The following is a 20255-nucleotide window of genomic DNA, read 5'->3' as shown; positions in this document are numbered from 1 at the left end:
AGGCAGATCAGAAACGGTAGGTCGCCTGGGCGCCAAAGCCGTGAGCCTCGTTCTCGTAGTCGGCCTCATAGGTGCCGCGACTCGGATCGGACATGCTGACCGGCGCGGTATCTTCAGTCAGATAAGTGTAGGCGACGTCCAGCGTCAGGTTCGGCGTGGGTGTCCAGCCGGCACCCAGCGAGAAGATGGTGCGATCCCCGGACGGCACACGTACGGTGCGGACTTCATCGCTGATCGGCGACTCATCGTAGGCAACTCCAGTGCGTAGCGTAAGCGCCGGGTTGACGTGGTAGGACAATCCTAGCGCATATTGCCACGCATCCTCGTAGTCCTGAGGCTCGTCTATCGGCAGAATATTATTCTCGGCCGTCAGACGATCAAAGCTACTCCATTTAACCAGCGCTGCACCCGCCATCACTGTCCAGCGGTCATTGAGATTATGAGTCAATGAAAAGTCGATGGTTTCTGGCAATGAAATATCTAATGATGCGTCATAAGATCCGTTAGGCACCAAACCGCCTAAGACATTCGTGGTACCAAGATCACCTTCAAGTTCATAATCGACATCCGAGCGATAGGTCACACCTAAAATTGTCGATTCGATCGGCCTATACATCATACCGAAGGTGAAACCATAAGCTTCATCGTCGCCCTGCACATTGATCCTCCCCTCTCCCAGGACACCTGATGTGGTTGGGTCTGGAGTTGCGCTCTCAAGTTCACCTTTTATGCGGTTATATGTAATTCCGAACCCTGCCGAGACCTGATCGCTGAACTTGATCGACAGTGTCGGCTGGACAGTGACCACTTCGACTTCACTGTAGTTGCCAAAGTAGCGCCCCTCGAAGCTGTCTTCGTAATCGGTGATTACCCCGAAAGGAGCGTAGACACCAAGACCGAAGTGCAAGTTGTCATTGATTGGCTGGACATAGTAGCCGAAGGGAATCGTACTCCCCGGCACCATATCTCCTTCATTTGTCCCTTCGGCAGTTCCTGAGGCATTACTAATGTCAGTATTTACATCCAGATAGGTCGCGCCCGCTGTCACCTGCGCCCTATCCAGGAATGACATGCCCGCCGGGTTGCCAAAGACGATGGAAGCATCTTGGACGTTGGAAGTTCTTCCGGCGAAGGCATTTCCCTGGGCACTGACACTCTGTTCGTTGAGCTGGAAGGCACCAGCCACGGCTTGACCGGACATTCCTGCTGCGGCAACAGCGATGGCCACGGTGAGATTGTTAATCTTATTGTGCATAGTTTTCTCGAAATCTGTTCCCATGAGGCTAGTCGTTATAACCGATCTGCTCATACGCAACGGCAGTCTGCCTAACCGTTTTGGCTGATGAACAATATCAAGTCAAGAACAAACGACCGTTTTAATCGGTTGAACACCCATCCATTAGTAGTAGACGCATTATCAGCGCAGCCTTCCGCGTTATCGGGGCTCAGGCATGCCCGGTTTATCGGCTGGCTGCTTTATTCCTTGACCTGCTTCATTGACCTAGGTGTTACCCCCAGGTTCTACACTGAGACTATCTCGAGCAGGAGGTCAGCCATGAAAGTCGGTGAATTGGCCAGGGCGGCCGGCGTTACGGCCGAAACAGTACGTCACTACACACGCGAAGGTCTGTTGTCACCTAGCCGTAACCCAGACAATGGCTATCAACTTTACGACAGAGGCGATCTCAATCGCCTGCGCTTCATTCAGCGCGCAAGAACGCTGGGCTTCAGTGTCAAGGAGATTAGCGACATCCTCGAGCATGCCGATCAGGGCGACTCTCCCTGCCCTCTGGTACGTGATCTTTTGGCCCAGCGCCTACCCACGATCCGCCAGCGTATTGCCGAACTCGAGGCCTTGGCTGCCCGCATGGAACAGGCCCTGGATACTTGGCGAGACATGCCCGACGGCGTGCCGGATGGGCATAGCCTCTGCCGTCTGATCGAGAACCTTCCCGACGGCGAGTGTGCCGGGCCGCGAACCCCTACAGGAGGCTGCCAATGACCGCGCCAGCCAATCATCTCTCACGACATATCGACAACATGAGTTGCCAAGGGTGTGTGAGTAATATGCGCCGCGCCATCCTGGCCCATGATGCTGAGGCCGAGGTCGTGGGCACGCCCGCCGAGAAGCGCCTCGATGTGACTACCGTGCTCGATGAGCATTCCTTGGACGCTGTGTTGCATGAGGCAGGTTATCCGCCGTCACCGGAAGACAAGCCGAACAGCACCCACCATCTACGTCACATCGAGGGCATGAGCTGCCAAGGCTGTGTCAGCAAGATGCGTCGCGCTATAGAAGCCCGCGATGCCGAGGCCGAGGTCGTGGGCACACCCACCGAGAAACGCCTCGACGTCACTACCGTGCTTGACGGTGATACGCTCGACGACGTGCTCCGCGAGGCTGGTTACCCGCCCAGCGAAACGCCCCTGAGTTCCGTCAGCGATACGAGCACACACAGTGATACGCCCCCTGAGCCCCCCGCTCCGTCACAAGTTGACACATCGCAGGAAACACAGGACAAAACAGCGGAAGACGATATGATTCGCCTGTCGCTGACGGGGATCACCTGCGCCGGTTGTGTGCGTACTATCCAGCAGGCACTCGACGATACGCCCGGCGTGCGCCGCGCCGAGGTCAACTTCGGCTCGCGTACCGCCCAGGTCTATGGCGACGCCAATGCGACCCAGCTGATCCGCTCGGTGGTCGAAGCCGGCTACGGCGCCGAAGTGATCGAGGACCTACGGCAGGCCGAACAGACCCGTGAAGTCAATGAGGCTCGTGAATATCGCCAACGCCTGCGCGACACCGCACTGGGCTTGGGTGTCGGCATTCCGCTGATGTTCAGCATGTTCTTTCACCATCCGCATCTGGCCGGCAGCGAGCGCTGGCTATGGCTGGTAGTCGGTCTGGTAACCCTTGGGGTACTGGCCACCGCCGGGCGGCGATTCTTCGTCAATGCCTGGAAGGCATTTCGTCATCATCAGGCCAACATGGACACGCTGATCGCCGTGGGGACGGGTACCGCCTGGATCTACTCGATGATCGTGGTCCTGTTTCCCGAGGCGATTCCCGTCGCGGCGCGCGGGCTCTACTTCGAGGCGGCCGCAATGATCATCGGCCTGATCAGCTTCGGCCAAGGCCTGGAGCTCAAGGCACGCGGTCGCACCAGCCAAGCGCTCAAGCGGCTGCTCGATCTGCAGACGCGTAGCGCAAGGGTCATCCGGGACGGGCAGGAACGCGAGGTCGGCATCGACGAGGTGCGCGCCGGCGACCGTATCCGCGTGCGCCCCGGTGAACGCCTGCCAGTGGATGGCGAGGTCGAGGAAGGCAGCAGCCACATCGATGAGTCGATGCTCACCGGCGAACCCCTGCCGGTGGCCAAGCAGCCCGGCGACGAAGTCAGTGCCGGCACCGTCAACGGCCGCGGAGGGCTGGTCTACCGTGCCACGCATGTGGGCGCCGACACGCGCCTGGGCCGTATCATCGACCAAGTTGCCAAGGCACAGAATTCACGTCCGCCGATCGGCGAACTGGCCGACCAGGTTTCGGCGATCTTCGTGCCTAGCGTCATGATCGTTGCCGTCATCACCGCATTGGCCTGGTATAACTTCGGTCCCGAGCCACAGATAATTCATATGCTGGTTGCCGCCACTACGGTGCTGATCATTGCTTGCCCCTGCGCCTTGGGCCTGGCGACGCCAATCTCGACCATGATCGGCGTGGGCAAGGCCGCCGAGCATGGCATCCTGATCCGTGACGGCCAGGCCCTGCAGACCGCCAGCCACCTGACCACCTTGATCGTCGACAAGACCGGCACACTCACCGAAGGCAAGCCGCGAGTCACCGATGCAGAGGTACTCGCTGGCGAGGAACGCGATGTGCTGGGTCTGGTAGCCGCGCTGGAGCGTGGCTCCGAACACCCGCTGGCAGCAGCCCTGCTGGGTTATGCCGAGGAGAGGAACATCGAGCCTGTCACGATACGGGATTTCGTCTCCGTAACCGGACGTGGTGTCACCGCCATTGGCCCCCATGGGGAACGGCTGCGACTGGGCAATGCCACGTTGCTCGACGAAGCCGACATTACGCTGGGCCAGGCTGAGCGCCGGGCCCGAGAGCTTGAAGCCGAGGCGCGCACCGTCGTCTACCTCGCTGTGGATGATTCCCTGGTAGCGCTGTTCGGTATCAGCGATCCGCTACGTGCCGATAGTATCGAGGCCGTACGCCGCCTGCAGGCCGATGGACTAAGAGTAATCATGCTGACGGGCGACAATGCCCATACCGCTGCCGCCGTGGCCCGTGAAGTGGGTATCGACGATTACCGCGCCGGGCTGATGCCCGAGGACAAGCACGCTGAGGTTCAGCGTCTGCAGCGTGCCGGCGAGATCGTCGGCATGACCGGTGATGGGATCAACGATGCCCCCGCCCTGGCTCAAGCCGATGTTGGCTTTGCCATCGGTCAGGGAACTGATGTCGCCATCGAAAGCGCGGGAATTACGTTGATGCGCGGCTCGCTGCACGGCATTGCCGATGCCATCGAGATTAGCCGGGCTACACTAAGCAACATCAAGCAGAACCTGTGGGGCGCCTTCGGCTACAACAGCCTGGGCATCCCGATCGCTGCCGGCGTGCTTTATCCTTTTACCGGCCTATTACTGTCCCCGGTGATTGCAGGCATCGCCATGTCGTTGTCATCGGTGACGGTCGTCAGCAACGCCAACCGACTGCGGCTGTTTCGCCCAAGTGCCGCGCAGCGCGCCACTCGCCGCACTACCAAGGCGCCCCTGAAGGAGGCAAGTGTATGAGCTGGCTAGTCAACCTCGGTGGCATCACGCTGATCGCGCTGATCGTCTGGTGGTTCTGGGGGGCCCGGCTGAAGGGCAATCGCTCAAGGAAGAGTGCCTAGCGAGCCTCAGCATTGGCTAGGTACTCGCAGGCCCCTCTATGCTGGAGAAAACATCTAACACGGGAGCCACCATGCCAACGCTCGACGGCGTGCTGGAAACGGCACTTTACGTAGAAGACATGGGGCGCGCTCGGGCTTTCTTCGAGGAGGTAATGAGTCTTGAGCCGTTCACTGCCGATCACCGGTTCACAGCCTACGATGCCGGGCGTGGTACGGTGCTGTTACTGTTTCTCAAGGGCGCGACGCTGGAGACTGTCACCTTGCCCCGCGACATGGGTACCATTCCACCCCACGATGGGCAGGGGCCAGTCCATATGGCGCTCGCTATTCCCGCCGACCAACTCGACGCCTGGGAAGCCCAACTGACCGAGCACGGAGTCGAGATCGAAGGCCGCACGCACTGGCCCAAAGGCGGCGAAAGCTTGTATTTTCGCGACCCGGATGGCCACCTGCTGGAGCTGGCTACACCGGGGGTCTGGCCGAACTATTAGCAAACTTGCTGCACTCGGTCATGCGTCGCTAAAAGCAGCTTAAAAATGCTCATTTACATCAGTAAACTCCGCTTTTCTCGCTGCTTTTTGCCTAGCATGACTTCGTTTGCCAAGTTTCTCTGGCTCACTGGAAGTGCTGTACGAAGCAAAAACGTGCTAAGTGCTTCAGTATACCTGTTCGGCGTGCTCGATCATCAACTGCAACGACTCCCTCCCCTTCCACCGGTTGCGCGACAGCTTGTAGGCGCAGCGCAAGCGCGCACCCAGGCCGAAGGCCGGCACTTCGCCCGGCGTCAGGGCACGGAACCAGATGGCTCGCGCCGTCACCCCACCGCACGACAGCTCGAGCATCAGGTGGCAGCCGTCGGCGCCAACCACGCGCAGGTTCTCGACCAAAAACTCGCCGTCGAACAACGGTGCATCGAACTCTCGGCCATAGGGCGCGAGGCGCTCCAACTCGTCGAGGGTCGCCAGGCAGAGCTGTGGGGCGGTCAATTCGCCATCGGTAAAGACGCAGGGATACAGTTCACATACGCCAAGCTGCTCGTTAACGGCCTGACGCAATGCATTCGTAAAGGTCTCCAATTGCTCGACCGGAAGGCCGATGCCCGCCGCCCCGCGGTGGCCACCGAAACGAGGCAGCGCCTGCGGGGCGAGATCATGGGCACGCTGCAGGGCGTCACGCAGATGCAGCGCCTCGATGGAACGTCCCGAGCCAGTGAGCATGCCTGGCGCAGCTGCACGCGTCAGTACCAGTGCCGGCCGCCCGAAGGCCTGAACCAGCCGTGAAGCGACAATACCCTGCACCCCGGCATGGCCATCCTCAAGATAGACAACCAGCACTTGGGCACCCTCGGCCAGCTGTTGCAAGGCCAGGGCGCGTGCCGTCTCGGTCATGTCGGCCTCAATGGCCTTGCGCGACTGGTTATCCTGATCGAGTACCTCGAGATGCCGGCGTGCAGTGTGTTCATCGGCTGCCAGCATGAAGTGCAACGCTGCGTAGGGGTCATCGAGACGCGACCGGGCGTTGATTCTCGGCCCCATCTGGAAAGCTAACGTCTCGGCGTCGAAGGGCACGCTATCGGCCCCCAAGCGTTCCGCCATCGCCCTCCAGCAGGCGGCTTCCATGCGGTTTATGAGCGTCAGCCCCTGGGTCACCACCGCACGGTTGATGGCACTGCCGCCCAACGATACGCAGTCGGCCACGGTACCCAGCGCCACGTAAGAGAGCCATGGCGACAACTTGGGCGTGGACGGCGACAGCGCCCCGAACTCGATCAGCACAGCTCGGGCCAGTGACATTACCAACCAGGCCACCATACAACCGGCAATAGTATGATCGGGGAATTCACAGTCGTTACGGGTCGGATTGACCGTGGCATAGGCCGAGACTGGCGGCCCCTCCAGTGGTAACGCGTGATGATCGGTGACGATGACTTCAATGCCGGCATCGCGCAATCGCGCGATGCGCGGCTCATCCGACGAGCCGCAGTCGGCGGTGATCACCAAGCTGGGGCGCGGCTTCAGCGCTAGCGTGCGCTCCACCAATGGCAGGCTGATACCGTAGCCATCATTGATGCGGTGACCGATCAGACTATGTAGCTTCTGCGCGGGTACGCCGAACAGTTCGTTGAGGGTACGCAGGATCACCACATGCGAAGTGATGCCATCGACGTCATAGTCGGTAAGGATGCCGATGTGTTCACCCTCGGTCACCGCCCGGGCGATGCGCTCGGCGGCGCGTCGTGAATCCTTCAGCTTCTCGGGGTGCGCCAGGTGCCGAAGACCGGGCGTGACCAACGGATCGAGCTCGCCGCTGTAGCCGCTCAGACGTCCAGCCAGGATACGTGCCTGGAGTTCGGACAGTCCCGCCGCCAGGCAGCGCTGGTACAACGCCTCGTCGCGCTGGCGCGGCATGATGCGCCGGCGCATGAGTTCTGCCAGAGGGCGCTGCGCAATCTCGGTATCCACGGGCACTCCTAAGAGGCATCGCGCCCGGCAGGCCGGGCGCGGAAAGGCAACGAATTGAAACGATGGACAGTCAGCGACGGTGTTCGGCTACGAAAGACTGCACAGCCTTCAGGTCCGCAGGCAACACACTGTAGCGTTCCTCACGCTCGAGCAGGTCTTCCATGTGAGCAGGCAACGGCACACCGGGGAAACCGGCCTTGACCACTGCCTCGGCGAACTTGGCGGGATGCGCAGTGGCTAGAGTGATCATCGGCGTGCCGGCGTCGCCCCGGCACACTTCGGCGGCACGGTAGCCGGTAGCCGTATGCGGATCGAGCAGTTCCTTGGTGCGATGGTGTGCCTCGCGGATCACCTCGAGGAGTGTCGCATCGTCGACGCTATGACTGGCAAAGCGTTCCCGAAGCTTGGCCAGGGGGGCGTCGGCAAGCGCCGTCGGCTCGTTTTGAAAACGCTCGAGCAGCGCACGCACGGCATCGCCGTCACGCTCATAGGCATCGAACAGCAGCCGCTCGAAGTTCGAAGACACCACGATGTCCATTGACGGTGCCAGTGTCGCCTCGAGGTCACGCTTGGAAAAGTCGTTGTCGGCTAGCGTACGGTGCAGAATGTCGTTGGCGTTGGTGGCAATGACGAAGCGCTCGACCGGCAGGCCCATCTTGTAGGCCATGTAGCCGGCGAATACGTTGCCGAAGTTGGCTGAGGGAACGCAGAAACTGATCTGGCGGTGCGGTGCGCCTAGCGCTACGCCGGCGGCAACATAGTAGACGATCTGAGCCATGATGCGGGCCCAGTTGATCGAATTGACCGCCACGAGTCGCGTACCGTCGAGAAACGACTGGTCGGCGAAGCTGGCCTTGACCATTGCCTGGGCGTCATCGAAGTTGCCTTCAATAGCGATATTGAACACGTTGTCGGCCAGCACCGAGGTCATCTGCCGGCGCTGTACCTCGGAAACCCGGTTGTGCGGGTGCAGGATAAAGATATCGAGATTATCGCAGTGGCGGCAGCCCTCGATCGCAGCCGATCCGGTATCCCCGGAAGTCGCCCCCATGATCACCGCGCGCTCACCGCGCTTCTTCAGAAAGTGATCCAGCAATCGGCCGAGCAGTTGCAGGGCGACATCCTTGAAGGCCAGCGTGGGCCCGTGGAACAGCTCAAGCAGGAAATGGTTGGCCCCGAGCTGGTTGAGCGGTACGACCGCCTCGTGGCTGAAGGTGGCGTAAGCCTCATGAACGATGTTGCGAAAGGTGTCGTCATCAATCTCGCCGTCGACGAACGGCTTCATTACTCGAAAGGCGATCTCGGCATAGGACAGCCCTGCCATTGCCGCCAGTTCGTCTCGCGATAGCTGCGGCACGGTTTCTGGCACGTAAAGACCGCCATCGCTGGCCATGCCGGTCAGCACCACATCTTCGAAATTCAGCGCCGGCGCCTGCCCGCGCGTACTGATATAACGCATGATGTTTCCCCTATCGCCACCGGCCGTGGATAACCGGCGACCTGGTGTCCACCCGAAGATTGAAGCCAAGGCGCATGATCGCTTGGCGCTTACGGCTTAGCGCCAGGACTCATTCCCCTTCGTCGAGGCACTCAACGCGGATACGCGTAATCGGCCCGGCGATATCGGCTAACGACTCGAGCTGACGAATAGCGTCGTTCATGTTCTTCTCGCGGGTGCGATGTGTCAGCAGGATGATCGGGACCAGCTCGCCTTCGGTGGCTTCTTTCTGAATGATGGCCTCGATGGAAATGCCCTGCTCGGAGAGAATGGTCGCCACGCGCGCCAGCACCCCGGGGCGATCGACAGCCAGCAGGCGCAAGTAATAGGCAGTGACGATATCCTCCATGGGCAGAATCGGCAGGCTATTGCCGCCCTCGACGATGCCACTGAAGGCCAGGTAGGGCACACGGTAGTGATGGTCGGTGGTAATGTCGCGAGCCACATCGAGCAGGTCCGCAACCACCGCCGAGGCCGTCGGCTCGGAACCGGCACCCGCACCGTAATAGAGCGTGGGGCCCACGGCATCGCCCATTACCGCGATGGCATTCTTGACGCCATGCACGCTGGCCAGCAGGCGTTCCTTGGGTATCAGCGTGGGATGAACGCGCAGCTCCAGTCCGGCCTCGGTACGCTTGGAAATACCCAGGTGCTTGATGATGTACCCTAGGTTATCGGCCTGCTCGACATCCTCCGCAGTGATCCGCGAGATGCCTTCGGTGTAGGCCTTGTCGAACTGCAAGGGAACACCGTAGGCGATGGAAGCCAGGATGGTCAGCTTGTGTGCGGCATCAATGCCTTCGACATCAAAGGTCGGGTCAGCCTCGGCATAACCCAGCGCCTGGGCTTCGGCGAGGACATCCTCGAACGCCCGGCCTTCGTCACGCATATGAGTGAGGATATAGTTGCCGGTGCCGTTGATGATGCCGGCCAGCCATTGAATACGGTTGGCGCCCAGGCCCTCACGCAGCGACTTGATCACCGGGATGCCGCCGGCAACAGCCGCCTCGAAGGCAACGATCACTCCCTTGTCGTGAGCCGCCTTGAAGATTTCATTACCATAGACCGCAATCAACGCCTTGTTGGCAGTTACTACGTGCTTGCCGTTCTCGATGGCGGTCAACACCAGCTCGCGTGCGACATCGTAGCCGCCTACCAGCTCTACCAGTACGTCGACATTAGGATTGCGTGCCACCTCGAAGATATCGGCCGTGACCTTGACACCGGTGGTATCACAGTCGGGATTTTCACGCCGGGCGCCGACCTGCTCGATGACAATCGGCCGCCCCGCCCGACGGGCAATTTCGTCGGCATTGCGTGTCAGCACATTGAAGGTACCGCTACCGACGGTTCCTAAACCACAGATCCCCACTCTCACCGGTTTCAACGTCGTGCTCCCTTCCTATTCGTTCGATTTACAGACTGATCAAATTTTGATCAGAACGACAAGGTAAAACCCTCTACCGGGGTGTCAAACGTATGTCCAGCGGCCTTGCGAAAGGCAGCTTCACTCCTCGATGCCGAGCATGCCGGCCAGCCTTTCGGCCGGCACGTAGCCCGGCACCATACGCCCATCTGGCAATACAATAGCCGGTGTACCCTGTACGCCGAGCTCAAGCCCCAGATGATACTGATCGATGACCGGGTTGTCGCAGTCCGGTGCATTCTTCAGGCTCTCGCCACGCTTGGCGGCGCTCAAGGCTTCGCCCGGGTTATCTGCACACCATACCTGAGCGAGATAACGCGCTCCTTCGGAGCCCAGGCCGCTGCGCGGAAATGACAGGTACTGCACCTCAATGCCCATGTCATTGAGGCGCGGCACCTCCTCGTGGAACTTGCGGCAGTAAGGACAAGTCACGTCGGTAAAGACCTGAATCGTTGCCTGAGGTGTCTCCTTGCCGCGGTAAATGATGCGCTGATCCATCGGCACCTGGGCCAGACGCTCGGCGCGTTCGGCATTACGTGTCTGCTGGGTCAGGTTAACCAGCCCATTTTCGCCGTTGGCGAACAGATCCCCCACGATAAAGTGGCTTCCATCAGCGTTGCTATAGAACGTTTCGCCGCTTTTCAGACGAACTTCGTAGATGTCGTCCATCGGCGTCTCGCTCACGCTCTCCACCGGCATCGGCTCACCGTTCACGGCCAGTCGCTCGGCGAGCGTTTCCGCCGCCGGCGCGGCCAGCGCCAGACTGGAAGTGAGTGTCAGTATTGCGAACAGTGCGCTCGACAGCGTCTTTAAACCACGAATCATCATTCAACCTCGAGGATGGTGTTCGGCATGCAGCGTCTCCAGCCGCGCCTGGGCTACATGGGTATAAATCTGCGTAGTCGACAGGTCGCTATGTCCCAGCAACATTTGCACGACACGCAGATTGGCGCCATGATTCAATAGGTGCGTCGCAAATGCATGGCGCAGAGTATGCGGTGATAATGGCTTGTCGATACCGGCAAGCCGGGCGTAATGCTTGATGCGATACCAGAACGTCTGGCGCGTCATGAACGCATCACTGCGCCCAGGAAACAAGGGCGGACGCCGAATATCGGACATCAACTCACTGCGACCGGTACGCAAGTAGCGCTCCACCCATGCATGAGCTTCTTCGCCCAGCGGCACCAGCCTTTCCTTGTCGCCCTTGCCGACGACGCGCACCACGCCCTGGCGCAGGTTGATACTGTCCAGACGCAAGCCGATCAGTTCAGAGACACGCAAACCGCAACCATATAATACTTCTAGCATGGCACGATCCCTCAGCCCCAATGCCGTCGTATCGTCCGGTGCGACGAGTAGGCGCTCGACCTCGTCTTCATCCAGGGTGTTGGGCAGGCTGGCTCGCACTGGTGGCAAGCGGACGTCACCGAGAGGATCGCCCTCCACACGCCCCAGTTCAAGCAGCCAGCGATAAAAGCCGCGCAGACTCGACAGCAGCCGTGCATTACTACGCAGTTGATATCCCGCGGCGCGTCGCGCTTCCAGCCAGCGAGGCAACACCTCAGGATCGGGAGAGAGCAACCGACTGCCGCTCTCAAGGATATGGGCGCGCCAGGCTTCAAGGTCCCGCCGGTAGCCCGAGAGCGTATGCTCGCTGGCTCCCCGCTCCAACCACAAGGCATCAAGGTACGCCTCGATCAGCCCACTATCGTCATGTGACTCGGCCATGGCGCATTATCTTCGCAAGCAACACACAGATGCAACGAAACCCCGCCCCGCATTCGCGGCGACGGGGTTTCGTGAGGTGGCGGCAAGGGATGCCTCGCCGCCATCAGCCAATCGCTTAGGCCAGCTTTTCCTTGATGCGCGCTGCCTTGCCGCTGCGCTCGCGGAGATAGTACAGCTTGGCCTGGCGCACGTCGCCGCGACGCTTGACGTCGATGGAGTCGACTAGCGGGCTGTAGGTCTGGAAGGTACGCTCGACGCCGACACCGTGAGAAATCTTGCGTACGGTAAAGGCGGAGTTCAGCCCGCGGTTGCGCTTGCCGATCACCACGCCTTCGAAGGCCTGCAGACGCTCACGGTTGCCTTCGACAACTTTTACCTGGACGACAACTGTATCGCCCGGTGCGAAAGCCGGCACGTTCTTGCTCATCTGTTCGGCTTCGATCGCCTGGATCACCTTGTTCTTGCTACTCATGATGCAACTCCTTGACTGTTTTGGCCACGCGGGCTCGCTGTATTCTCTCGATATCGCTAATGGCGATTCTCGAGACGCGCCTGCCTGGCATGTGATCCCGACGTTCGATAACGCGGGAACGACAATATGGGTGACGTGGGCCTACCGATCCTCACTGCGGGACTGATCGGCACCGGGCTTTACCGGCTCGCCACACTCCTCCGCCGGGTTGGCGTATTCCTCAATGAACTCATCGAGCAGCTTGCGCTGCTCATCGCTCAGTGTTCGGCTCTTTAACAACTCGGGACGCCTGAGCCAGGTGCGTCCCAGGGACTGCTTGAGGCGCCAGCGTCGGATCGCGGCATGGTTGCCACTGAGCAAGACATCCGGCACGCGCCGATCATCGATGACCTCAGGCCGCGTATAATGCGGGCAATCCAGTAGACCGTCGGCAAACGAATCCTCGACCGCCGAAGCTTGATGGCCCAGCACGCCAGGAACCAGTCTTGCTGCTGCATCGATAAGCACCATGGCCGGCAGTTCACCCCCGCTCAGCACATAGTCGCCGATCGACCACTCTTCATCGATGTCACTTTCCACGACGCGCTCGTCGATACCTTCATAGCGACCAGCCACTACGACAAAGGGCCCACCGGACGCCAGCTCCTGCACGCCACGTTGATCCAGAGGTCGCCCCTGAGGCGACAGATAAATCACCTTGGGAGGCGTGCCGTATCGCCGCTCACCACTCGCTCGCGCCTCATGAATAGCACGGCGCAGGGTATCGACCTTCATCAGCATACCCGGCCCACCGCCATAAGGACGATCATCCACCGTGCGGTGTCGATCCGTGGCGTAATCCCGAGGGTTCCAGAAGTCGATTTCCAGCAACCCCTGCTTGACCGCTCGCCCAACCACCCCGTAACCGGTCAGGGCATCGAACATTTCCGGGAACAGGGAGACAACACCAATCCACACGGCAGATCCCTTGGAGCCGGAATCATAACCAGCCCGTCGTGTCAGCGCCCGACCCGGCGTCGCGTCAGAACTCAGGATCCCAGTCCACCGTCAATGTACCGGTTATCAGATCCGTGTCGCGAATCACTTCATCGGGCAGGAAGGGAAGCAAGCGCTCCCTGTCGTCGATGCTCTGCGCATCACCCTTGACGACCAAAACATCGTTGGCGCCAGTTTCGAACAGGTAGTCGACACGCCCCAGGTCGACGCCTTGCAGCGTCATGACCCGCAGCCCTTCCAGTTGATACCAATAATAATCACCCGCCTCGAGTTCGGGTAGTGCCTGCTTGGGCAGAAGAATGTCCGCCCCGGCAAGCTGCTCCGCCTGCTCTCGTGAGTCGATACCCTCGAGACAGGCCACGAGGCCTTTACCCTGACGACGCGCCTGGGCGAGGCGGCGGGTCGTACGTACTCCGCGCTGCTCGATCACCCATTCGGCGTAGTCGAGGATGCCCTCCATCGGGCTGGTGTACGAATACACCTTGAGCCACCCTTTCACGCCGTAGGGGCTGGTCAGCTTACCCAGCACCACGTACTCGTCCGACTGGCCGGCTTGCGGCTCGCTCGATACGTTATTCGGCATGAGACGGGGCTAGGCTTACGCCTGCTGCTTGCGCGCTTCTTTGACCAGCTCGGCAACGCGGTCGGAGACCTGCGCACCCTGGCTCTGCCAGTGACTGATACGGTCGAGATCGACACGCAGGCGCTCTTCCTGGCCACGGGCGACCGGATTGAAGAAGCCAACACGCTCGATGAAACGGCCGTCGCGTGACTTGCGGGAGTCGCTCACGGTCAGGTGGTAGAAGGGACGCTTCTTGGCGCCACCACGTGCCAGACGAATGGTAACCATTGCGTTAACAATCCTTCGGTTGAGTTCAGTATTTACGCCACAGATTCATGACTGCGGTCGCAGTCGTCAGCTACGTACACACGCAGCCTGCCACGAAGACGCAGCATTCTACGGAAAACGACGGACGTTGGAAACCTTTTTCCTCGCTCCGCCACGCCGTGGCTTAGCGCCGCGGGAAGCCCCCGCCGCCGAAGCCGCCCGGCCCACCCATGCCACCAGGACCGCCGGGACCGCCGGGACCGCCGGGACCGCCACCCATGCCGGGCGGCAGCATACCCCCCATGCCGCGCATCATCTTTTGCATGCCACCTTTCTTGCCGACCTTCTTCATCATCTTCTGCATCTGCTTGTGCTGCTTGAGCAGACGATTCAGGTCGGGCACCTGCAGGCCGGCCCCAGTCGCGATACGTCGCTTGCGCGAGCCGTTAATGATTTCCGGCTTGCGCCGCTCCTTGGGTGTCATGGAGTTGATCAGCGCCTCGAGCTTGCCCAGTTCCTTCTCGGGCCCCGGCCCCTGCGCCATCTCGGCGAATTGTCCCATGCCCGGCAGCTTGGACATCATGCCGCCCATGCCGCCCATCTTCTTGAGCTGTTGTAGCTGATCGCGGAAGTCCTCGAGGTCGAAGCCCTCGCCCTTCTTGACCTTCTTGGCAAGCTTATCCGCCTTGCTCTTGTCGACGGTGCGCTCGGCCTCCTCGATGAGCGACAGCATATCGCCCATGCCCAGAATGCGCGACGCGACACGGTCCGGGTGGAAGGGCTCCAGCGCATCGACCTTCTCACCCACCCCCATGAACTTGATCGGCTTACCGGTGATATGGCGCACTGACAGAGCGGCACCGCCACGGGCATCACCATCGGCCTTGGTCAGGATTACCCCGGTAAGAGGCAGCGCCTCGTGAAAGGCCTTGGCCGTATTGGCAGCATCCTGACCGGTCATCGCATCGACGACGAACAGGGTTTCCTGGGGCTGGGTCGCCTGATGCAGCGCCTGAATCTCGTCCATCATGTCGCTGTCGACATGCAGTCGGCCTGCCGTATCGACCAGCACAACGTCGTGGAACTGAATCTTGGCGTGCTTAAGGGCCGCTTCAGCGATATCGACCGGACGCTGGTCGCTGGTCGACGGGAAGAAATCGACCTCGACTTCACGCGCCAGGGTCTCGAGCTGATCGATGGCCGCCGGACGATAGACGTCGGTGGACACTACCAGCACCTTTTTCTTTTCGCGCTCACGCAGGTAACGCGCAAGCTTGGCCACGGAAGTGGTCTTACCTGCCCCCTGAAGGCCGGCCATCAGTACTACAGACGGGCTGCCCTTTAGCGCCAACCCTTCGTTGGTCTCGCCCATGATAGCTTCCAGCTCTTGCTGGACGATCTTGACGAACTGCTGGCCCGGCGACAGGCTGCGAGAGACTTCCTGACCAACAGCACGCTCGCGTACCCGCTCGATGAAGTCTTTGACCACCGGCAGTGCGACATCGGCCTCGAGCAGAGCGCGGCGCACCTCGCGCAGCGTATCCTTGATGTTGTCTTCGGTCAGCTTGGCCTGACCGGTAACCGACTTGAGCGTCTGCGATAGACGCTCCGAGAGATTTTCGAACATGGGGCTCTCCATGCAGGGATGCCTGGATGTCTGCTTCGCCGTCGGGCGAGATCACATCCGCTGTTTGGTGCAGAATTATACGCCTTCGTGGCGTCAGTCTCCATGTGGCTGTGGCTACGCCCTCTCACTGCGATGCAGTGGCTGGGCGAGACGGCCACGATTCGGTATAGTGGCGCTGCAATCGATTCTCTTTTGCCATGGCACACCTTCCGAGGTCAGCAGAGCCTAACCATGCAGGCGCTTCCCTTCGCATTACTTGCCATCATTTTTTACCTGGGCGCCGGCTCCTGGCAGGGCCTGACGCTACTACGCCGCGTTCCCGCACGTCCGGCCCTGGTCAGAGGCGTTGGCCTGCTGGCCGTGGCCTGCCATAGCGTAGTGGTCTTCATTACGCTGGATAGTACCGACTCACTCAACCTCGGCCTTTCCAACAGCGCATCGCTGTTCAGCTGGCTGATTGCCCTACTGCTTCTGGGTGTGAGCTTCGTCAAGCCCGTGTTGAGCGCAGCCGTCGGCCTATTCCCCCTGGCGGCCCTGGCCCTGTTACTGGTCGTGGGCCTACCTGAGCATGGCCATCGCGAAGGACTGCCCCCAGGCATTGCCATTCATGTTCTCACCTCGACTCTGGCTTTTTCCCTGTTCGCCATTGCCGCCGTACAAGCGATGCTACTGGCTCGTCAGAACCAGTCCCTGCGCAAGCATCACACGCGCGGCATCGTCCAGGTACTACCGCCACTGGTTACCATGGAACGCTTGCTGTTCGAACTGATCTGGGCAGGCATGTTCCTGCTCACGGCATCGATCATCAGCGGCATGATCTTCCTCGACAACCTCTTCGCTCAGCACCTCGTCCACAAGACAGTACTTTCCTTTGCCGCCTGGATCATCTTCGCCCTGCTGCTGGCCGGACACCATGTCTTCGGCTGGCGTGGAGCCAAGGCTGTGCGCTGGACTCTGGGTGGCTGCGCCCTACTTCTGTTGGCCTACTTTGGTAGCAAGTTCGCCCTGGAAATCGTGTTTGGCCGGCCCTGAGCTGCCCCGTATCGCCACCCTGCCTTGACACCGGGGTGGCCTATTCCCTACAAACGAGCCTGTTATGCAATTTAGGATTCCCAGACCTTGAACGACGACATCCCTTTGGGACTGCTGTTCGGCCTGCTGTTTCTTCTCATCTGCCTGTCCGCTTATTTCTCCAGCTCCGAGACCGGCATGATGTCTATCAACCGCTACCGTCTGAGCCATCAGGCCAATAGCGGCGACCGTGCCGCCAAGCGGGTAATGCGCTTGCTTGCCCGCCCCGACCGCCTGATCGGCGTCATCCTTATCGGCAATAATTTCGTAAACAACCTGGCAGCATCGATTGCCACCATTATTGCCATCCATTTCTTCGGTGAAGTGTCGGGGCCGGCCGTTGCCACCCTGGTGCTTACCATCGTGGTGCTCATCTTCGCCGAAGTAACGCCCAAGACTTACGCTGCGATCAAGCCCGAACGTATTGCCTACCCGTCGTCGCTGGCCCTTGAGCCGATGCTCAAGGTGCTTTACCCGCTGGTGTGGATGGTCAATGCCATTTCCAACGGTCTGCTGCGTCTACTCGGGGTGCGCGACATCGAGGGCGGTGCGGACAACCTGACACGGGACGAGCTACGCACTGTGGTGCACGAGGCCGGCACAATGATCCCGCGTCGCCACCAGGCCATGCTGTTGTCGATCCTCGATCTCGAGAACGTTACCGTCAATGACATCATGGTGCCCCGCCATGAGGTATCGGGCATCGATCTGGATGATGATCTGGATAACATTCTGGCTCAGATTCGCGCCAGTCAGCACACGCGTGTGCCAGTATACAAGGGGGATATCAACAACATTATCGGAATCCTCCATCTGCGCAATGCAGCACGCTTTTTGTCCAAGCCCGAGGTCACCAAGGCAGCAATCGTTCAAGAAGCGCGCGAGCCCTACTTCATTCCCGAATCGACTCCGTTGCACACCCAGTTGTTGAACTTTCAGCAGCAGAAGCGGCGTATCGGCATCGTGGTCGATGAGTATGGCGATGTGGAGGGTCTAGTCACGTTGGAGGATATACTCGAGGAGATTGTCGGCGAATTCACCACCGACGTTGCCGGCATGCATCAGGAGATACACCTGCAGGACGATGGCAGCTACGTCATTGAAGGTACGGCGAATATTCGCGAGATCAATAAGATGCTGGGCTGGCAATTGCCCACTGACGGACCCAAGACACTCAACGGGCTAATCCTCGAACACCTCGAGTCCTTCCCCGATGCTCCAGCGTGCCTGCAACTGGGCTCTACGCGCATGGAGATCCTCCAGGTCAAGGACAACCTGATCACAGCGGCACGCTGCTGGCAGCAGGTGCGCCGCTCGCGCCTCACCTGATCCCACCTCCCCTTGCCACCGGAACACCCTGCCGCTGCTTAGTCGAGAATGCGTCGCTCGGCAGCGGTCTTGAGTTCGCGCACCTTGGCCTCAAGACTGGTACTGTTTGTAGCCTCAGGCGCCATCGGCTCACCAAATACCAGCGCCACCTTGGCGCGAAAACGGCGTGGGCGCTTGGCTAGTGCCGGGCCTTCTCGATTCGAGGTCCACGAACCCCATAGCCCGGCCAATGCTGCCGGCACGACAGGTACAGCATCGCGCGACAGGATCATGTCCACGCCGCGCCGGAAGCGATGCACATCACCATCCGGGGTCAGCCGCCCTTCAGGGAAAAGCATGACAACCTCGCCGCTGCGCAAGGCCAGGCTGACCTGTTCCAGCGCACGTCGAATCCCCCCTGGATCTCGGCGTTCCGAGTCCACGGGTATCGCCCCGGCAATACGGAAGAACCAGTTCAGCCACGGCGATTCGTAGATTGGGCGGTCCATCAGAAAGCGCAACGGGCGCGGACTGCCACCCCCCAGTATCAAGGCATCCATGAAGCTGACATGATTGCAAACCACCAGTGCCGGCCCTTCGGCGGGAATGTGGTTGCGCCCCGTGAACCGCAGGCGATACAGCACATGCGTCAGCGCAAAGATGGCCAATCGCAGTACCGAGCGAGGGTTGGCCATCAGCACATAGATGCCCGTTGCCAGGGCGATGCCCGCCAGCCCGGCGAAGAAGACGTGCAGCGAAGCGCCAAACACGCTCAGCACCACGATGCCGAAAACGGCGGCGAGTATCATGAACAGAGCGTTAAGCAGATTGTTGGCGGCAATCATCCTCGCACGATGTTCGTCATGGCTGGCTAGCTGGACCAGGGTATACAGAGGAACGATATACAGTCCGCCGCCAACGCCGATCAATGCCAGGTCCAGCGCCATGCGCCAGAAGCCAGGCACCGCCAAAAGCGCCACCAAGCTCAACTGCTCGCCAACGATAGCCGGCTGTAGAGCCAGATCGAGCCCGGCGGCGCCAATAATCAGCGCGCCCAGAGGAATCAGCCCCACTTCCAGTCGCCCTCCGGACAACCGAGCGCACAATAGCGCCCCGCCACCTACACCCAGCGCGAACGCCGCCAGCAGGGCGCTTACGGCGGTCTCGTCTGCATGCACTACATCGCGCACCCAGGCCGGTAACTGCGTCAGGTAGCTGGCGCCCAGGAACCAGAACACGCTGATTCCCAGCAGCCCCCGGAAGATACGCGGATGCCGCCAGCTATCGCGCAATATCTGAACACTGCCCGACAATGGCCGCCATGCCACGGGCCCCGGCGCACTGGAAGGCGCAATGGGAACCCCCAGGCTGACCAAGTACCCAGCCAGGGCGACACCCACCAGCGTTAAGGCAATCGCAGCCCGTGACCAACTGCCCTCCAGAGAAGCCAGCACCCCGGCCAGCAGCGTTCCCAGCAGGATCGAGACGAAGGTTCCCAAGTTGACCCAGGCGTTGCCGCGCACCAGTTCGGTGGGGCGCAGATGCTGCGGCAGAATAGCGTATTTGACCGGCCCGAAAAGCGCCGACTGCGTGCCCATCATGAACAGCAGCCCCAGAAGTACGGCAAACTGCTCGAACCAGACCGCTGCCGCTGCCGCACACATCGTAGCCAGCTCGAGCAGCTTGAGGCGGCGAATCAGGCGCTGCTTGTCGAGACGATCGGCCAACGCCCCCCCCCAGGCGGAAAACAACAGGAAGGGCAGGATGAACAACCCTGCAGCCAGATTGTTGAGCAACCCCGTATCCCAGCCGTGCCGAGGCACGGCCACGAAAGTCAGCAACAGCAGCAGAACATTCTTGAACAAGTTGTCATTGAAGGCGCCCAAGGCCTGGGACCAGAAGAACGGGGCAAAGCGGCGCTGCGTCAGCAA

At 60.5% G+C, this 20255-nt stretch carries 17 protein-coding genes; 5 read left to right on the top strand and 12 right to left on the bottom strand.

Annotation, left to right across the window (positions count from 1 at the left end):
- Positions 1 to 7: 7 nt before the first annotated feature.
- The gene (locus F568_RS0114925) at positions 8 to 1279 is read right to left on the bottom strand and encodes an OmpP1/FadL family transporter (protein WP_019019553.1); all 1272 of its coding nucleotides are present in this window, start codon (positions 1277 to 1279) and stop codon (positions 8 to 10) included.
- A 276-nt stretch (positions 1280 to 1555) separates the two neighbouring features.
- Here F568_RS0114925 and F568_RS0114920 point away from each other — a divergent pair, with 276 nt between their 5' ends.
- From F568_RS0114920 to F568_RS0114905, 3 genes are all read left to right on the top strand, one after another.
- Entirely contained in the window at positions 1556 to 2002 is a 447-nt protein-coding gene (locus tag F568_RS0114920) for a MerR family transcriptional regulator (protein WP_019019552.1), read from the top strand.
- Positions 2003 to 2253: 251 nt separating this feature from the next.
- Complete coding sequence (locus tag F568_RS0114915; RefSeq protein ID WP_040476434.1) at positions 2254 to 4803, top strand: heavy metal translocating P-type ATPase; 2550 nt, start codon at positions 2254 to 2256, stop codon at positions 4801 to 4803.
- A 172-nt stretch (positions 4804 to 4975) separates the two neighbouring features.
- Positions 4976 to 5395, top strand: coding sequence for a VOC family protein (locus tag F568_RS0114905; protein WP_019019549.1), 420 nt, complete (start codon positions 4976 to 4978; stop codon positions 5393 to 5395).
- A gap of 165 nt (positions 5396 to 5560) precedes the next feature.
- Here the strand turns inward: F568_RS0114905 and recJ are convergent, their stop codons facing one another.
- The 10 genes from recJ to ffh form a co-directional block, all read right to left on the bottom strand.
- On the bottom strand, positions 5561 to 7327 hold the full coding sequence (gene recJ / locus F568_RS0114900) for a single-stranded-DNA-specific exonuclease RecJ (RefSeq protein WP_051087981.1): 1767 nt from the start codon (positions 7325 to 7327) through the stop codon (positions 5561 to 5563).
- Positions 7328 to 7436: 109 nt separating this feature from the next.
- Complete coding sequence (gene thrC / locus F568_RS0114895; protein ID WP_019019547.1) at positions 7437 to 8825, bottom strand: threonine synthase; 1389 nt, start codon at positions 8823 to 8825, stop codon at positions 7437 to 7439.
- Positions 8826 to 8934: 109 nt separating this feature from the next.
- The gene (locus F568_RS0114890) at positions 8935 to 10251 is read right to left on the bottom strand and encodes a homoserine dehydrogenase (protein ID WP_026300570.1); all 1317 of its coding nucleotides are present in this window, start codon (positions 10249 to 10251) and stop codon (positions 8935 to 8937) included.
- A 120-nt stretch (positions 10252 to 10371) separates the two neighbouring features.
- The gene (locus F568_RS0114885; RefSeq protein WP_019019545.1) at positions 10372 to 11118 is read right to left on the bottom strand and encodes a DsbC family protein; all 747 of its coding nucleotides are present in this window, start codon (positions 11116 to 11118) and stop codon (positions 10372 to 10374) included.
- Entirely contained in the window at positions 11119 to 12021 is a 903-nt protein-coding gene (gene xerD, locus F568_RS0114880; protein ID WP_019019544.1) for a site-specific tyrosine recombinase XerD, read from the bottom strand. It abuts the gene before it with no gap.
- A gap of 115 nt (positions 12022 to 12136) precedes the next feature.
- On the bottom strand, positions 12137 to 12493 hold the full coding sequence (gene rplS, locus F568_RS0114875) for a 50S ribosomal protein L19 (protein ID WP_019019543.1): 357 nt from the start codon (positions 12491 to 12493) through the stop codon (positions 12137 to 12139).
- 141 nt (positions 12494 to 12634) lie between these two features.
- Entirely contained in the window at positions 12635 to 13450 is an 816-nt protein-coding gene (trmD, locus tag F568_RS22975; protein ID WP_019019542.1) for a tRNA (guanosine(37)-N1)-methyltransferase TrmD, read from the bottom strand.
- A 64-nt stretch (positions 13451 to 13514) separates the two neighbouring features.
- Complete coding sequence (gene rimM, locus F568_RS0114865; protein WP_019019541.1) at positions 13515 to 14072, bottom strand: ribosome maturation factor RimM; 558 nt, start codon at positions 14070 to 14072, stop codon at positions 13515 to 13517.
- Positions 14073 to 14087: 15 nt separating this feature from the next.
- A complete protein-coding gene (gene rpsP / locus F568_RS0114860; RefSeq protein ID WP_019019540.1) occupies positions 14088 to 14339 on the bottom strand; it encodes a 30S ribosomal protein S16 in 252 nt (83 codons plus the stop codon).
- 163 nt (positions 14340 to 14502) lie between these two features.
- Complete coding sequence (gene ffh / locus F568_RS0114855; RefSeq protein WP_019019539.1) at positions 14503 to 15945, bottom strand: signal recognition particle protein; 1443 nt, start codon at positions 15943 to 15945, stop codon at positions 14503 to 14505.
- Positions 15946 to 16176: 231 nt separating this feature from the next.
- Between ffh and F568_RS0114850 the strand changes: the two genes are divergently transcribed.
- Both F568_RS0114850 and F568_RS0114845 read left to right on the top strand, forming a co-directional pair.
- On the top strand, positions 16177 to 16977 hold the full coding sequence (locus F568_RS0114850; protein ID WP_026300569.1) for a cytochrome C assembly family protein: 801 nt from the start codon (positions 16177 to 16179) through the stop codon (positions 16975 to 16977).
- Between the two features lie 87 nt (positions 16978 to 17064).
- Positions 17065 to 18345: an HlyC/CorC family transporter gene (locus F568_RS0114845; protein WP_019019537.1), complete on the top strand. Its 1281-nt coding sequence runs from the start codon at positions 17065 to 17067 to the stop codon at positions 18343 to 18345.
- 38 nt (positions 18346 to 18383) lie between these two features.
- Here F568_RS0114845 and F568_RS0114840 read toward each other — a convergent pair whose 3' ends face one another.
- A complete protein-coding gene (locus tag F568_RS0114840) occupies positions 18384 to 20255 on the bottom strand; it encodes an MFS transporter (protein ID WP_019019536.1) in 1872 nt (623 codons plus the stop codon).

The sequence above is a fragment of the Modicisalibacter luteus DSM 23508 genome (assembly GCF_000378505.1).
GTDB lineage: Bacteria > Pseudomonadota > Gammaproteobacteria > Pseudomonadales > Halomonadaceae > Modicisalibacter > Modicisalibacter luteus.
This window is presented reverse-complemented; position numbering and strand designations above follow the sequence as displayed.

Bases quoted from the DNA above. Each gene is read 5' to 3' on its own strand.
- F568_RS0114925 (WP_019019553.1), bottom strand. From the start codon at position 1,279: ATGGGAACAGATTTCGAGAAAACTATGCACAATAAGATTAACAATCTC.
- F568_RS0114920 (WP_019019552.1), top strand. From the start codon at position 1,556: ATGAAAGTCGGTGAATTGGCCAGGGCGGCCGGCGTTACGGCCGAAACA.
- F568_RS0114915 (WP_040476434.1), top strand. From the start codon at position 2,254: ATGAGCTGCCAAGGCTGTGTCAGCAAGATGCGTCGCGCTATAGAAGCC.
- F568_RS0114905 (WP_019019549.1), top strand. From the start codon at position 4,976: ATGCCAACGCTCGACGGCGTGCTGGAAACGGCACTTTACGTAGAAGAC.
- recJ (WP_051087981.1), bottom strand. From the start codon at position 7,327: ATGCGCCGGCGCATCATGCCGCGCCAGCGCGACGAGGCGTTGTACCAG.
- thrC (WP_019019547.1), bottom strand. From the start codon at position 8,825: ATGCGTTATATCAGTACGCGCGGGCAGGCGCCGGCGCTGAATTTCGAA.
- F568_RS0114885 (WP_019019545.1), bottom strand. From the start codon at position 11,118: ATGATGATTCGTGGTTTAAAGACGCTGTCGAGCGCACTGTTCGCAATA.
- xerD (WP_019019544.1), bottom strand. From the start codon at position 12,021: ATGGCCGAGTCACATGACGATAGTGGGCTGATCGAGGCGTACCTTGAT.
- rplS (WP_019019543.1), bottom strand. From the start codon at position 12,493: ATGAGTAGCAAGAACAAGGTGATCCAGGCGATCGAAGCCGAACAGATG.
- rimM (WP_019019541.1), bottom strand. From the start codon at position 14,072: ATGCCGAATAACGTATCGAGCGAGCCGCAAGCCGGCCAGTCGGACGAG.
- rpsP (WP_019019540.1), bottom strand. From the start codon at position 14,339: ATGGTTACCATTCGTCTGGCACGTGGTGGCGCCAAGAAGCGTCCCTTC.
- ffh (WP_019019539.1), bottom strand. From the start codon at position 15,945: ATGTTCGAAAATCTCTCGGAGCGTCTATCGCAGACGCTCAAGTCGGTT.
- F568_RS0114850 (WP_026300569.1), top strand. From the start codon at position 16,177: ATGCAGGCGCTTCCCTTCGCATTACTTGCCATCATTTTTTACCTGGGC.